This window comes from Streptomyces deccanensis (assembly GCF_022385335.1).
Classification (GTDB): Bacteria; Actinomycetota; Actinomycetes; order Streptomycetales; family Streptomycetaceae; genus Streptomyces; species Streptomyces deccanensis.
Genome location: NZ_CP092431.1, coordinates 879,568 through 892,306, shown reverse-complemented (window position 1 = coordinate 892,306; position 12,739 = coordinate 879,568). Strand labels below are relative to the sequence as shown.

The 12,739-nt window shown below is 70.1% G+C and carries 12 protein-coding genes; 5 read left to right on the top strand and 7 right to left on the bottom strand.

All coding sequences use genetic code 11. From position 1 onward, the window contains the following. Positions 1–66: 66 nt before the first annotated feature. Positions 67–207, top strand: a complete 141-nt coding sequence (locus L3078_RS04200) for a hypothetical protein (RefSeq protein ID WP_239750803.1) — start codon at positions 67–69, stop codon at positions 205–207. Between the two features lie 44 nt (positions 208–251). On the opposite strand, the gene L3078_RS04195 is transcribed toward L3078_RS04200, so the two are convergent. From L3078_RS04195 to L3078_RS04180, 4 genes are all read right to left on the bottom strand, one after another. Beyond that, the gene (locus L3078_RS04195) at positions 252–1,406 is read right to left on the bottom strand and encodes an amidohydrolase family protein (RefSeq protein ID WP_239750802.1); all 1,155 of its coding nucleotides are present in this window, start codon (positions 1,404–1,406) and stop codon (positions 252–254) included. A 396-nt stretch (positions 1,407–1,802) separates the two neighbouring features. Then, positions 1,803–2,822, bottom strand: coding sequence for a 4-hydroxy-2-oxovalerate aldolase (gene dmpG / locus L3078_RS04190; RefSeq protein WP_239750801.1), 1,020 nt, complete (start codon positions 2,820–2,822; stop codon positions 1,803–1,805). Continuing rightward, complete coding sequence (locus tag L3078_RS04185; protein ID WP_275593121.1) at positions 2,819–3,763, bottom strand: acetaldehyde dehydrogenase (acetylating); 945 nt, start codon at positions 3,761–3,763, stop codon at positions 2,819–2,821. The genes dmpG and L3078_RS04185 overlap by 4 nt, the downstream gene beginning before the upstream one ends. After that, on the bottom strand, positions 3,760–4,596 hold the full coding sequence (locus L3078_RS04180; protein ID WP_239750800.1) for a 2-keto-4-pentenoate hydratase: 837 nt from the start codon (positions 4,594–4,596) through the stop codon (positions 3,760–3,762). Before L3078_RS04180 ends, L3078_RS04185 begins: the two co-directional genes overlap by 4 nt. Before the next feature lie 106 nt (positions 4,597–4,702). Between L3078_RS04180 and L3078_RS04175 the strand changes: the two genes are divergently transcribed. The 4 genes from L3078_RS04175 (at position 4,703) to L3078_RS04160 (ending at position 9,546) form a co-directional block, all read left to right on the top strand. Then, positions 4,703–5,425: an IclR family transcriptional regulator gene (locus L3078_RS04175; RefSeq protein ID WP_239760200.1), complete on the top strand. Its 723-nt coding sequence runs from the start codon at positions 4,703–4,705 to the stop codon at positions 5,423–5,425. A gap of 1,132 nt (positions 5,426–6,557) precedes the next feature. Next, positions 6,558–7,283, top strand: coding sequence for a flavin reductase family protein (locus L3078_RS04170; RefSeq protein ID WP_239750798.1), 726 nt, complete (start codon positions 6,558–6,560; stop codon positions 7,281–7,283). Then, positions 7,280–7,804, top strand: coding sequence for a DUF302 domain-containing protein (locus L3078_RS04165; protein ID WP_239750796.1), 525 nt, complete (start codon positions 7,280–7,282; stop codon positions 7,802–7,804). The genes L3078_RS04170 and L3078_RS04165 overlap by 4 nt, the downstream gene beginning before the upstream one ends. 29 nt (positions 7,805–7,833) lie before the next feature. Next, the gene (locus tag L3078_RS04160; protein WP_239750795.1) at positions 7,834–9,546 is read left to right on the top strand and encodes a GMC family oxidoreductase N-terminal domain-containing protein; all 1,713 of its coding nucleotides are present in this window, start codon (positions 7,834–7,836) and stop codon (positions 9,544–9,546) included. Between the two features lie 136 nt (positions 9,547–9,682). Here L3078_RS04160 and L3078_RS04155 read toward each other — a convergent pair whose 3' ends face one another. Genes L3078_RS04155 through L3078_RS04145 form a run of 3 tightly spaced genes read right to left on the bottom strand, consistent with a single transcriptional unit; the run spans position 9,683 to position 12,680 of the window. Then, complete coding sequence (locus tag L3078_RS04155) at positions 9,683–10,450, bottom strand: SDR family NAD(P)-dependent oxidoreductase (protein WP_239750793.1); 768 nt, start codon at positions 10,448–10,450, stop codon at positions 9,683–9,685. Further along, positions 10,447–11,490: a phosphotransferase family protein gene (locus L3078_RS04150; protein WP_239750789.1), complete on the bottom strand. Its 1,044-nt coding sequence runs from the start codon at positions 11,488–11,490 to the stop codon at positions 10,447–10,449. Before L3078_RS04150 ends, L3078_RS04155 begins: the two co-directional genes overlap by 4 nt. Beyond that, the gene (locus tag L3078_RS04145; RefSeq protein WP_239750787.1) at positions 11,487–12,680 is read right to left on the bottom strand and encodes an acyl-CoA dehydrogenase family protein; all 1,194 of its coding nucleotides are present in this window, start codon (positions 12,678–12,680) and stop codon (positions 11,487–11,489) included. Before L3078_RS04145 ends, L3078_RS04150 begins: the two co-directional genes overlap by 4 nt. Positions 12,681–12,739: the final 59 nt, after the last annotated feature.

The following is a 12,739-nucleotide window of genomic DNA, read 5'->3' as shown; positions in this document are numbered from 1 at the left end:
GCCTTCTCCGGCCCTCCCGCTTCGTTCCTGCCCGCTCTCGACGTCCCCTGGATCGCCCTCCAGCCCATGGGACTGATCGCCATGCTGGCGGGCTTTCTCCTGGGCTGGGCGGGCACCAGCCGCGGGCGACACAGGGAGGCGGCCGCGGAGGAGACCGACACGGCAGGCTGGAAGGAGCAGGTCATCGCGGGAGCCGGGGCGGAGTGACGTCCCTCTGCTCAGGCGGCCGCCCGGATAGAGGTACTTCGTCGTCAGGGCCCGAGCCTCTTGGCGAGTCCGGGGAACTGGGCCAGGGCGTTGGACCGTTCCACCTTCACTCGGTCACCCGAGGTGAACGTCTCGTCCAGTTGGGGCGCGGGATCCCCGAACGCCGGGAAAAGGCCGCTACTGAAGGGCCAGTCGGTGGCGAACAGAATGTGCTCTGTGCCGGCCAGCTCGCGCACCGACTTCATGGCCTGCGGGGCAGGGGAGAGCGCCGTGTCGTAGAAGAGCTTACGGAAGGCCGGGCTGCTGTCGTCCGTGCCGGTGATGCCCAGCGTCTGGGCGACGGCGGGGGTGACGGTGAGCAGGCTGGCACGGAAGGAGATGTACGGCAGAGTGCCGCCGGCGTGAGCGCCCAGCCAGCGGATGTTCGGGTAGCGCCGGTAGACGCCCTTGTAGAGCATGTTGATCAGCGCGCGCGTGGTGTCGAAGGTGAACTCGTACAGGAAAGGCGGCAGCTTCAGGTGGGGGTAGTTCTGCGGGGTCGTCGGGTGGATGAACACCATGACCCCGAGGTCGTCGAGTGCCCTCATCAGCGGTTCGAAGACGGGGTCGCCGAGGTACACGTCCGCGTAGCTGCTGAAGATTCCAACGCCGTCCAGCTTCAACTCCCGCACCGCTCGCGTGACCTCCACCACGGCGGCGGCGATGTCCTGCTCGGAGGCGGGGGCGCCGATCGGCAGAATGGCGAACGCGCCGAAGCGTCCGGCGAGCCGCGCCGCGTCGGTGTGCACCAGGTCCTTGCTCATGTAGTCGTTCAGGCGCCGCGCCATGGCGACGCGGTCACCGGCGGAGGACAGATAGGTCACGCCGGGTTCGGAGACGGAGACGACTTGTGTCTGGATGCCGTAGCGGTTCATGAAGTCGACGGCGAGCGCGGGGCTCCACGCCGGGAACGGCACGCCGCCGCTCTCAGCGACGCCGTTCGCTGTCAGTGACAGTCGGTAGAAGTCCGGGACGATGTGACAGTGCACGTCAATCCGGTACCTGCTGCGAGGAAGCGGGATGTTCTCGGTGGCCGACTGGCTGTCGGCGAGTGTGGGGGAGGTGGTGAGGGCCGTCGCGGCGACACCCAAGGGCACTGCGGCCTTGAGGACTCCGCGACGTCGCACACCGATGGGTACATCGAGCTGAGGGCCGGTCATTGAGGGCTCTCCAATGGGATAGGGGGCGTGAGGGCGGTCGTCGACGAACAACCGGGTCTGCGCGTACAAAAGATGGCGTCATGAACGGGCAAGGCGAGAGATCCCGATCCGCAGCCCGCGGTCTCATCACCGCCGGAGAACTGCCCGCCGTGAGGTCACCCGCCCCTGGTCGTGCAGAGTTCCAGCGACGCCTCGGGCGCGGCGTGGGAAGGGAAATGGCTGAGAAGACCCCGGGCGGGCGTTTCCCACTCGTCGAGAATGTGCGGCACTGCCGCAGCGGGAGCAGGCGGAGCTCGTCAACGACCTGGTGGTCTCCTTCCTGGCTGAGGAGAGGTGGCCGCCCGAAAGAGCGGTGAGTCCCAGCCGACGCCGCCGGGCTCACCACCATGCCCCCGGTCAGACCGCGCTCTCCGCACGCGCGACCAGGTCCAGCGCGATGTCGGTGATCATGTCCTCCTGCCCGCCCACCATCCGGCGTTGCCCGACCTCGACGAGGACGCTGCGAGTGTCCAAGCCGTAGCGGGCGGCGGCGGTCTCGGCGTGACGCAGGAAGCTGGAGTACACGCCGGCGTAGCCGAGGCTGAGGGTCTCGCGGTCCACTCGTACCTCGCGGTCCTGGAGTGGTCGTACGAGGTCGTCGGCGGCGTCCATGAGGGGGAAGAGATCGCAGCCGTGCTCCCAGCCGGTCAGGTCGGCTACCGCGATGAACGCCTCCAGAGGGCAGTTGCCGGCGCCCGCGCCCTGCCCGGCCAGGGAGGCGTCGACACGTACGGCACCGCTCTCGACGGCGACGACGGTGTTGGCCACTCCCAGGGCGAGGTTGTGGTGGGCGTGGATGCCGAGCTCGGTGGCCGGGTCGAGGACGTCGCGGTAGGCGCGGAAGCGGTCGCGGACACCGTCCATCGTCAGGCGGCCGCCGGAGTCGGTGACGTAGACGCAGTGGGCGCCGTAGGACTCCATCAGCGCGGCCTGGCGGGCCAGTTCAGCGGGTTCGGCCATGTGGGACATCATCAGGAACCCGGCCACGTCCATGCCCAGCTCGCGGGCGGCGGCGATGTGCTGGGCGGAGATGTCGGCCTCGGTGCAGTGAGTGGCGACGCGGACCGAGCGAATGCCCAGGCGGTGGGCCTGCCGCAGGTCGTGCAGGGTGCCGATGCCGGGGAGAAGGAGCGTGGTGGGTACGGCGCGGACGGCCACATCGGTGACCGCCTCGATCCACTCCCAGTCGGTGTGGGCGCCGACGCCGTAGTTGATGCTGGAGCCGGCGAGGCCGTCGCCGTGGGCGATCTCGATGGCGGAGACTCCGGCGGAGTCAAGGGCGGCGGCGATGGCGCGGGCCTGGTCGACGGTGTAGCGGTGCCGGACGGCGTGCATGCCGTCTCGCAGGGTGACGTCCTGGACGTAGAGACGGGTCATCGCGCGGTCACCTCCGGCGAACGGCGGACGGCCATGCGTTCCGCGGTGCGCAGCGCGGCCGAGGTCATGATGTCGAGGTTTCCGGCGTAGGCCGGGAGGTAGTGGGCGGCGCCCTCCACTTCGAGGAAGACGGAGACTTTCAGGGCCTCGTCCACGCCGGGGGCGAGGGTGCGCAGGGGATCGTCGTTCGCGACCTTCTCGAACTGCACCGTCTGCTTGAGCCGGTAGCCGGGTACGTACGCCTGCACGCGCGCGACCATCCCCTCGACGGACGCCGTGACGGCCTCGGTCGCACAGTCGGAGACCAGACAGTGCACGGTGTCCCGCATGATCAGCGGGGGTTCGGCCGGGTTGAGGACGATGATGGCCTTGCCCCGCGTGGCGCTGCCCACCTGCTCGATGGCGCAGGAGGTGGTCTCGGTGAACTCGTCGATGTTGGCGCGGGTGCCCGGTCCGGCGGAGCGGGAGGCGATGGAGGCGACGATCTCGCCGTAGTGGACCGGCGTGACAGCGCCCACCGCGGCGACGATCGGGATGGTCGCCTGGCCGCCGCAGGTGACCATGTTGACGTTCGGGGCATCGAGATGGGCGTCCCCGTTGACCGGCGGGACGACGTACGGGCCGAGGGCGGCCGGGGTGAGGTCGACGAGGGTACGGCCGAGCCGGCGCAGCACCTCGTCGTGGTGGCGGTGGGCACCGGCCGAGGTGGCGTCGAATACGATCTCGACGTCGGTGAACTCGTCCAGCTTCACCAGCCCCTCGATGCCTTCGTGCGTGGTGGCGACCTTCAGTCGGCGGGCGCGCGTCAGGCCGTCGGAGTCCGGGTCGATGCCGACCATCGCGGCGATCTCCAGGCTCTCCGAGAGCCTAAGGATCTTGATCATCAGGTCGGTGCCGATGTTGCCGGAACCGATGATCGCGACCTTCGTCCTTTCACTCACCGCTGGGCTCCTTCCGGCGCGAACCGGACCCGCACGGAGCCCAGTTCCGAGATGTGGGCCTCGAACTCGTCGCCGGGGGCGGCGGGGGTCATCGGGCCCAGCGCCCCGGTCAGCACCAGGTCGCCAGCCCTCAGCGGATCGCCGCGCTCGGCGAGCGCCGAGGCCAGCCAGACCGCCGCGTTCAGGGGGCTGCCGAGGCAGTCGGCGCCAGTGCCCTCGGAGGCGATGACACCGCTCCGGGTCATGGTCATCATCGCGGCTCGGACATCGACCCGGGTGAGCGGTACGGGGGTGCCCCCCAGGACGTACAGGCCGCAGGAGGCGTTGTCGGCGACGGTGTCGACGAGGGAGATGTCCCAGTTCCGCACGCGGCTGTCGACGATCTCCAGCGCGGGCAGCGCGAAGTCGACGGCACGCAGCAGGTCGACGACGGTGGACGCGCGGTCGGGGAGATCCCTGCCCAGCACGAAGGCGATCTCGGCCTCCACCTTGGGCTGGAGCAGCTGCCCGGCGGTCACCTCGGCGCCGTCCGGCACGGCCATGTCGGCGAAGAGCGCGCCGAAGTCGGGCTGGTCCACGCCGAGTTGGCGCTGTACGGCCACGGAGGTCAGGCCGATCTTGCGGCCGACGATCCGGCGGCCGGCGTCCAGGCCGCGCCGGACGTTCAGCTGCTGCACGGCGTAGGCGGTCTCCAGGTCGCCGCCGTCGTCGAACAGCGTCCGCACCGGCGGGCAGGTGGCTCGGGTACGGGTGGCCTCCGCCAGCAGGTCGGCGGCCTTGACCACGGCCGGTGGGACGGCGTCCGGGCGGGCGTCGTCGAACACGGTCGACATGGATTACCTCCGGGGAAGTGGGAGCGGCGGGTTGCCCTCGATATAGACACCGCCCTTCCCGGAGGACAAACTTTGTTCCGTGAAACGGAACAATGAGAACGGCAGCATGCTGGACAAAGCCGCGATCATCCTTGAGAGCTTCAGTCCGGACGGTGGTCCGTACCGTCTGTCGGAACTTTCAGGCCGTACCGGCCTGCCGAAGCCGACAGTGCACCGGCTGGCGGCGGACCTGGTGCGTTTGGGCTGGCTGGAGCGCTCGGGCCCTCGGTACCGGCTCGGCGCGAAGCTCTTCGAGCTTGGCTCGCTCGTCCCGCACCGGCTCGGTCTGCGTGAGACGGCCCTGCCTTTCCTGCAGGACCTGTTCGAGGCCACCCGGGAGACCGTCCACCTCGGCGTCCGCGAGGGCATGGAGGTGGTCTACCTCGAACGCATCCACGGCCACGAGGCCCTGCAGCTGCCCTCCCGCATCGGCGGCAGTCTGCCGCTGACCTGCACCGGCGTCGGGAAGGCCCTGCTGGCCTTCTCCGGCGACGAGCTGGCCGAGGAGGTGCTGTCCCGGCCGCTGCCCGGCCTCACCCCCCATTCCGTCACGGACCCGGCCCGGCTGCGCATGGCCCTGGAGAAGATCCGGGTCTCCGGCCTCGCCTACGAGGAGCAGGGGGCCGCGCTCGGCGTCAGCTGCATCGCGGCGCCTGTCTTCGCCGGAGGCGCCACGGTCGCCGCCCTCTCGGTGGCCGTGCCCCGTGAACGCTTCAGCCCTGCCCAATTGGCTCCAGCCGTGCGCACCGCGGCGCTGGGCCTCTCCCGCGTACTGCGGGGCAGCAACTGACCGAGTGTGTGGTCGCCGGGTCGACCAAGTCCACCTCCGCCGCCCCCGGCACGGCCGAGATCTTCGTCCCCGGCGAGCCGGAGGTCCGCACTGCGGAGCGCCTGCACAGCGAGGGCATCACCCTCGCCGACGACACCTGGGATTCCCTCGCCAGGTCAACACGCTCTCTCGCCGCATGTTCCACCACTCATCGTCTTCGCTGGTGCACGTCTGTGAGAGGACGCATGCCGGGACTGTGGCATGCGCCCGGCCGATGGCCGGGCCCGGCCATGCCTTGACCGGCTGGCCCAGAGGGCGAGTCGCCGGATCGGAAGAGGTGGCGGGGCTGCACCGGCCGGGCGGTCCTGGGGCTGAGGGTGGTCCATCGGCCCGACCTGCTCCAGGCCGGCGGCCCGGCCGCGCGTGTCCAGTCTGTGCCCGAGTGGCCGGACTTCCGGGCGGCCTGCCTGAGCGGCGCCTGCCGCCCCGCCCCTCCGCACGGCCCGGCCGTTCCTGCAGCCGGCGGTCGCACGGGATCCGCCCCCAGGTGGAGCGGGGGTGAGCCGTGTTCTGGTGCGCTGCACCCCTCTTCCCTGATGCTATACATTTCCTATAGTCGCTGCTAGCGTTCCCGTCCATGACGATGGAGTCACTCAAGGGACTGCGCCCCTTGTCCACCGGCGCCGGCCGAGACCGAGTTCGCACGAGACCGGCGGGCCGGGACGGCGACTGCATCCGCTCGTCCCCGCCCGTGCCGTTCGGTGGGCACGGGCGGCGAAGCGAAGGGGGCTGCCTGACCGCGGCCTCCGGGGCCGGCTCCGGGTGGTCCTGGGGGCAGTTCGACGCGGAGACAGAGCGTGCGGGCTCCCGGCACGTCCGCCGGACCGGGCGCTGACGCACAGCGCGTACCTATACCGCTCGCCCGGCCGAAATGAGGTCGTACGCGGGTGTGGCACTCAACTTCACGCTCGTTCCCGAGACGGGCTTCCGTGCCGGTCTCTCCTTCGTAAGCACTGAAGGCTGTTCTCGACCCAGCGGGGCGGCGGCGAAGCCCACAAGCCGCGCGAACCGAAACATGAACTGCCCGATCTACGCACTCATGGCAACGGAGCCGGCGTTGTTCAGCCGGCCCGGCCGCTGAAGGGATCACTGAATGCACATCGACGCCGAGAACCTCACGGCTGCGGAATCGTACAAGTTGCTGATCGGCAGCGTCATTCCGCGGCCCATCGCATGGGTCAGCACGCTGTCGGCCGACGGGGTCGGAAACCTGGCGCCGATCTCGTTCTTCACGGTGGTCGGCCGCAAGCCCCCCATGGTCTCGTTGTCGATCCAGCCCCGATCCGACGGTGTCACGCTCAAGGACAGCTTCGTGAACATGCGCGACACCGGCGAGTTCGTGACCCACCTGGCCACGCTGCCGCAGGCGCTTCCGCTGCATCTCAGCGCGCGTGAATTCGAGCCCGACGAGGACGAGTTCGACATGGTGGGGCTGAAGAAGGTGCCCAGTTCCGTCGTGAAGCCGCCCCGTATCGAAGGCGCTCCGATCGCGTTCGAGTGCGTGGTGGAAATGATCGTGCCCTCGCCGGACGGGCTCAACCACCTCGTGGTGGGGCGGGTCGCGCAGTTCTACATCCGCGATGACCTCTATCTGCCCAACGGGCGGATCGACACCGGTGCTGTCGCGCCGATCGGTCGGCTGGCCGCCGAGTACACGGTGGTGAACAACGCGTTCGTCCCACCTCTGGACAGCGAGACCCTCGCACGGTTCGAGGGCCGTCGGATGCAACGACTCGACCAGCATGACGAGGGCTACTCGATGATCGACACTGCGGAATGGTCGCCGTCCGGATCCGTCATGCGGGGAGACGAGAAATGACCGGTGGGACACGCGTTGTCGCCCATGCGGTGCGTCGGCTCGAAATCGCGGTCGATGGGCAGTTCGAGGAGTTCCGGCAGCGCTATGAGCAGGCGGTCCCTTCCTTCGACCCGGGACACTTCGGCGCCCTCGACCCGGACCGCACCGACTGGGCCACGATCCGCCGGATCACCGACCAGCAGGCGCCGCACGGTTTCCTGCTCTACTGGCGCGGTGAGGCCGACCTGATGATGCGGCTGGCCGGGCACGCGCGGCGCTGCACCGTCTACCTCATGGGCAACCACACCATCGCCGAGCGCATGTATCGCCACAACGCCGGTGTCATGCTCTACGCGCCCCTGCGCACGACCATCTACGAGACCCACGACGACCGGCTGTGGTTCTCCGTCGATCAGCCCAGCACCCGCTTCTCCAGTTTCGACGATCCGCAGATCGCCGACGTCGGCATGGAGTTGGACGGCAAACTCGCCGGGCTGTTCACCGTGCTCGGTCTCGTCGTTCCCGCCGAGCTGACGCGGTGAACGGGGACCGGGGATCGGAGGCAGCACTCATGACAGCCTCCGCGGCCACGGAACCGGACTATGACGTGATCGTGGTCGGGTCGGGCTTCGGTGGCAGTGTTGCCGCCCTACGACTCACGGAGAAGGGCTACCGGGTCGCCGTGATCGAGGCGGGCCGCCGGTTCGCCGACGACGAGTTCCCCAGGACGTCGTGGGATCTCAGACGCTACCTGTGGGCGCCCGCGCTCGGCTGTTTCGGTATCCAGCGCGTCCACCCACTCAAGGACGTCATCGTGAACGCGGGCGCCGGCGTGGGCGGCGGTTCGCTCGTCTACGCCAACGCGCTGTACCGGCCGCCCAGACCGTTCTACACGGATCGGCAGTGGGCGCACATCACCGACTGGGAGTCGGAACTGGCGCCCTACTACGACCAGGCCGGCCGGATGCTGGGCGTGGTCACCAACCCGACCACTACCGCCTGCGACCAGGTGATGCGCAAGGTCGCGGCCGACATGGGCGTGGCCGACTCCTACCAACCGGCCCCGGTCGCGGTGCACTTCGGCGAGCCCGGCACAACTGCCGACGACCCGTTCTTCGGCGGTGTCGGGCCCCGGCGGACCGGCTGCACCGAGTGCGGCTCCTGCATGACGGGGTGCCGGGTCGGCGCGAAGAACACCCTGGTGAAGAACTACCTGTACATCGCGGAACGCGCCGGAGCGACGGTCCTGCCGATGACGATGGTGGACGCGGTACGGCCCCGGCCGGACGGGTCGTTCTCGGTGGACGTCCACCGGACCGGGAGGCGCGCACGCCGCTTCCGGCGGAGTCTGACGGCTGGCCAGGTGGTCCTGGCCGCCGGCACCTGGGGGACGCAGCGCCTGTTGCACCGGATGCGGGACGACGGCGTACTGCCTGAGCTGTCGCAGCGGTTGGGGGAGCTGACCCGCACGAACTCCGAGGCGATCCTGGCCGTCAGCCGCTCCGCGGTCACCGCGGAGTCCGACTTCACCCACGGCGTGTCGGTCACCTCCTCGATCCACCCGGACGACGACACGCACATCCAGGCGGTGCGCTACGGCAGGGGAAGCAACGCGATGAGCCTGCTGCAGACCGTCGCCACCGACGGCTCCCTCCCCATGCCACGGTGGCTGCAGATGGTGCGCGCGGTCGTGCGGGAGCCGCTGAAGTCGATGACGTTGCTGTTCAACGGCTACCGGTGGAGTGAGCGGTCGATGCTGCTGCTGGTGATGCAGAGTCTGGACAACTCGATCACGACGTACACCAAGCGCGGGCTGTTCGGGCGCCGCAGATTCACCTCGAAACAGGGGCACGGCGCGCCGAACCCGACGTTCATCCCCGCCGGACACGAGGCGAACCTGCGCGCGGCCGAGCACATCGGCGGCATCGCGGGCGGGTCGTGGGGTGAGATCTTCAACAGGCCGATGACCGCGCACTTCTTCGGCGGTGCACCGATCGGGACCTCGCCGGAGGACGGGGTGATCGACCCGTACCACCGGGTGTTCAACTACGCGGGGCTGTCCGTCGTGGACGGCACCGCGCTGACGGCGAACCTCGGTGTGAACCCGTCGCTGACCATCACCGCCCAGGCGGAGCGCGCTTTCGCCCTCTGGCCCAACAAGGGCGAGCCCGATCCGCGCCCGGCCCAGTCACAGCCCTACCGTCGGCTCGCCCCCGTGGCCCCGGCCCATCCCGCCGTGCCCACCACGGCGCCGGCCGCCCTGCGGCTGCCGATCGTGGACTGAACCACCTCATACGACGGGGCCGGCGTGCCGACCCCGTCGACCGACAAGGCGTCCACCCGGCCGGATGAGGCCGTCGTGGCGCACAGCCAGATTGCCCGCAGGAACGGGGGAGCGGCCCGGAGAAAGGGGCGTGCCGTCAGTGGCCGGACATGCCGCCGTCGACGGCGAGCGTGGCGCCGGTGACGTAGGACGAGGCGGGACTGGCGAGGAAGACGACGGCGGCGTCGAGCTCGTGCTGCTGTCCCAGGCGGCCCATGGGGCTGGTCTGCCGGATGAACGTCATGAGCTGTTCCTCGGGGACCTGGGAGGTCATCTCGCTGGCGAAGTATCCCGGTGCGACGGCGTTGACCCGGATGCCCCGGCGTCCCGTCCACTGCTGGGCGAGGTCACGGGTGAGGCCGATGAGGCCGGCCTTGCTGGCGGCGTAGGCCGCTTGCGGGGCATAGGACTTGATCAGTCCGAGCACGCTGGCCACATTGACGATGCTGGAGCCGGGCCGCATGACGCGGGCGCAGGCCTGTGCCGCCCAGTAAGCGCCGTTGAGGTTGATGTCGACCACGCGGCGGAAGTCCTCGGGGCGTTCCTTCAGAGCGGGGATCGCCGTGCCGAGGCCGGCGTTGTTGATCAGGATGTCGACGCGGCCGAACTCGTCGACCGCCGCGCGGGCCATCGCCTCACACTGCTCCGGATCGCCGACGTCGGTGGCAACCGTGAGGGCGCGGTGTCCGGTGTCCTGCACTTGTCTCGCCACCTCGGTCAGCCGGTCGGCGCGGCGGGCGGCGAGGACGACGTCGGCGCCCGCCTCCGCGAGCGCCCGGGCGAACCCGGCACCGAGGCCGGAACTCGCCCCGGTGACGACCGCGACCTTGCCGTCGAGCCGGAAGAGATCGAGGACGTTGCTCATCGGAGTTCTCCGTGGGGCAGGGCCCGTAGGCCGGCGGCAGTGAGGGGCGCGACGGCGCGGCCGACCGTGTCGAACCCCGTGCCGCGGGTCAGGCCCTGCTGGTGGCGGGCGTGGATGCCCTCGGCGATGACGGCGATCTTGAAGTAGCCCAGTGCGAGGTAGAAGCCGAGGTCGCCGAGGTCGCGGCCGCTGGCCTGGGCGTAGCGCTGGGCGAGGTCGGCCCGGGTGGGCAGGCGGTCGCTGGTGGAGGCGGCCGATCCGCTGAGCACGGGCGAGAAGGCGGGGTCGGCGTAGACGAGGTGCAGACCGAGGTCGGCCAGGGGATCGCCCAGGGTGGCCATCTCCCAGTCGACCACCGCGCGCACGCTTGCCGGGTCGGCGTGGTCGAGGATGGCGTTGTCGATGCGGTAGTCGCCGTGCACGATCGACGCCCCGCTCTCCGCCGGGCATGCGGCGGCGAGGCGGTCGAACAGCCGCTCCATGTCAAGCAGTTTGCGGGTCCGGACGCGGTGCCACTGGTCGTACCAGCGCCTTACCTGGCGGGTCAGATAGCCCTCGGGCCGTCCGAAGCCGTCCAGCCCGACCTCGCCGGGATCGACGGCGTGCAGGCGCGCGAGGACGTCGACCAAGCCGTGGGCGCAGCGTGTGATCTCGCTGTCGGGCAGGGCGTGCAGCTGCTCGCGAGTTCGAATGACCTGGCCGTCGATGTGCTCGACGACCGAGAAGGGCACCCCGAGTCCGTCGCCGGTGTCCCCGAACGCCACGGCACGGGCCACGGGTACGTCACTGTCCGCGAGTGCGGCGACGACCCGGTACTCGCGCCGCATGTCGTGCGCGGAAGGTGTGAGGCCGCCCAGCGGGGGACGGCGCACGACCCATCGCGTGTGCCCGTCGGTGACCAGGTAGGTCAGGTTCGACCGCCCGCCCTGAAGCAACTCGGCGTGGAGCGTGCCGCGGAACTCGGGCACGTGCCAGCCGAAGAACCGCTCCAGTGCGGGCATGTCGAGGCCGTCCACGGTGGTGCGATCCGTGTCGGTCATCGCGCGGCCGTCTCGGTGTGGCGGCGCAGGACGCGGCGGGCGATGGCCCAGCGGTGGGTCTCGGAGGGGCCGTCGTAGATTCGGAAGGGCCTCACCTCGCGCAGGAACCGGCCGAGCAGGATGTCGCCGGACACTCCGAGCGAGCCGCAGACCTGCAGCGACCGGTCCACGACGCGCCACACGGCTTCGGCGCAGAAGGTCTTGGCGATCGAGGTGGACTGGGCGGCGGACCGGCCCTGGTCGAGCTCGAAGCAGGCCTGGAGGATCAGTCCACGGGCGGCGGCGATGTCGATCTCGTTGTCGGCGATCATCTGCTGCACCATGCCGAGATCGCCGAGCCGTGCGCCGAACAGCCGGCGCTCCGCGGCTCGCGCGACGGCGATGTCCTGCGCGCGGCGGGCGATGCCCAGCCACCGCATGCAGTGGGTCGTGCGAGCGGGTCCGAGCCGCACCTGTGCGTAGCGGAAGCCCTGGTCGACCTCGCCGAGCACCGCCTCGTCCGGTACGACACAGTTGTCGAAGTGCAGCTCGACGTGACCGCCGTAGAGGCTCTCGTCGAGCGTCTCGATGTGCCGGACGATCTTCATGCCGGGGTTGTCGGCGTCGACCAGGAACATGGTCGCGCCGCCCTGCTCACCGGGTTCGCCCGAGGTCCTGGCCATGCAGATCGCGAACCCGGCGCCGTCGGCGCCGGTGATGAACCACTTGTGTCCGTCGATGCGCCAGCCGCCCGGCACGCGCTGCGCGCGGGTGGTCAGGGCGCTGGGGTCGGAGCCCGCGCCGGGTGCCGGTTCCGTCATCGCGAAGCAGGAGCGGACGGCGCCGGCCGCGAGGGGGAGCAGGTAGCGCTCCTTCTGCTCGGCGGTGGCGATGGCTTCCAGCATGTGCATGTTGCCCTCGTCGGGGGCGGCGATGTTCAGCGCCAGGGGACCGAGCAGGGAGTACCCGGCCTCCTCGAACACGGCGGCCCTGCCCCGCATGTCCAGCCCGTGGCCGCCGTATTCCGTGCTCACGTGCGGCGCGAAGACGCCCGCGTCCTTTGCGGCCCGCTGCAGCCCGATCCGGACGTTCTCCGTCCGTGCGACGCCGCGGTGTTGTTCCTCGGCCGGGATCACCACCTCGCGGACGAAGTCGGCGGTGCGGCGCGCGAGGTCCGCGGCGACGGGGTCGTGGGTGAGGTCGACTGTCATGGCGGCTCCCGATCTGGCTAATGGGCATTAGCGAAGACTCTAGGCCGCCTCAGGTGCTG

Bases quoted from the DNA above. Each gene is read 5' to 3' on its own strand.
- L3078_RS04165 (WP_239750796.1), top strand. From the start codon at position 7,280: ATGACCGGTGGGACACGCGTTGTCGCCCATGCGGTGCGTCGGCTCGAA.
- L3078_RS04180 (WP_239750800.1), bottom strand. From the start codon at position 4,596: ATGTCGACCGTGTTCGACGACGCCCGCCCGGACGCCGTCCCACCGGCC.
- L3078_RS04195 (WP_239750802.1), bottom strand. From the start codon at position 1,406: ATGACCGGCCCTCAGCTCGATGTACCCATCGGTGTGCGACGTCGCGGA.
- L3078_RS04200 (WP_239750803.1), top strand. From the start codon at position 67: ATGGGACTGATCGCCATGCTGGCGGGCTTTCTCCTGGGCTGGGCGGGC.
- L3078_RS04175 (WP_239760200.1), top strand. From the start codon at position 4,703: ATGCTGGACAAAGCCGCGATCATCCTTGAGAGCTTCAGTCCGGACGGT.
- L3078_RS04145 (WP_239750787.1), bottom strand. From the start codon at position 12,680: ATGACAGTCGACCTCACCCACGACCCCGTCGCCGCGGACCTCGCGCGC.
- L3078_RS04155 (WP_239750793.1), bottom strand. From the start codon at position 10,450: ATGAGCAACGTCCTCGATCTCTTCCGGCTCGACGGCAAGGTCGCGGTC.
- L3078_RS04150 (WP_239750789.1), bottom strand. From the start codon at position 11,490: ATGACCGACACGGATCGCACCACCGTGGACGGCCTCGACATGCCCGCA.
- L3078_RS04160 (WP_239750795.1), top strand. From the start codon at position 7,834: ATGACAGCCTCCGCGGCCACGGAACCGGACTATGACGTGATCGTGGTC.
- L3078_RS04170 (WP_239750798.1), top strand. From the start codon at position 6,558: ATGCACATCGACGCCGAGAACCTCACGGCTGCGGAATCGTACAAGTTG.
- dmpG (WP_239750801.1), bottom strand. From the start codon at position 2,822: ATGACCCGTCTCTACGTCCAGGACGTCACCCTGCGAGACGGCATGCAC.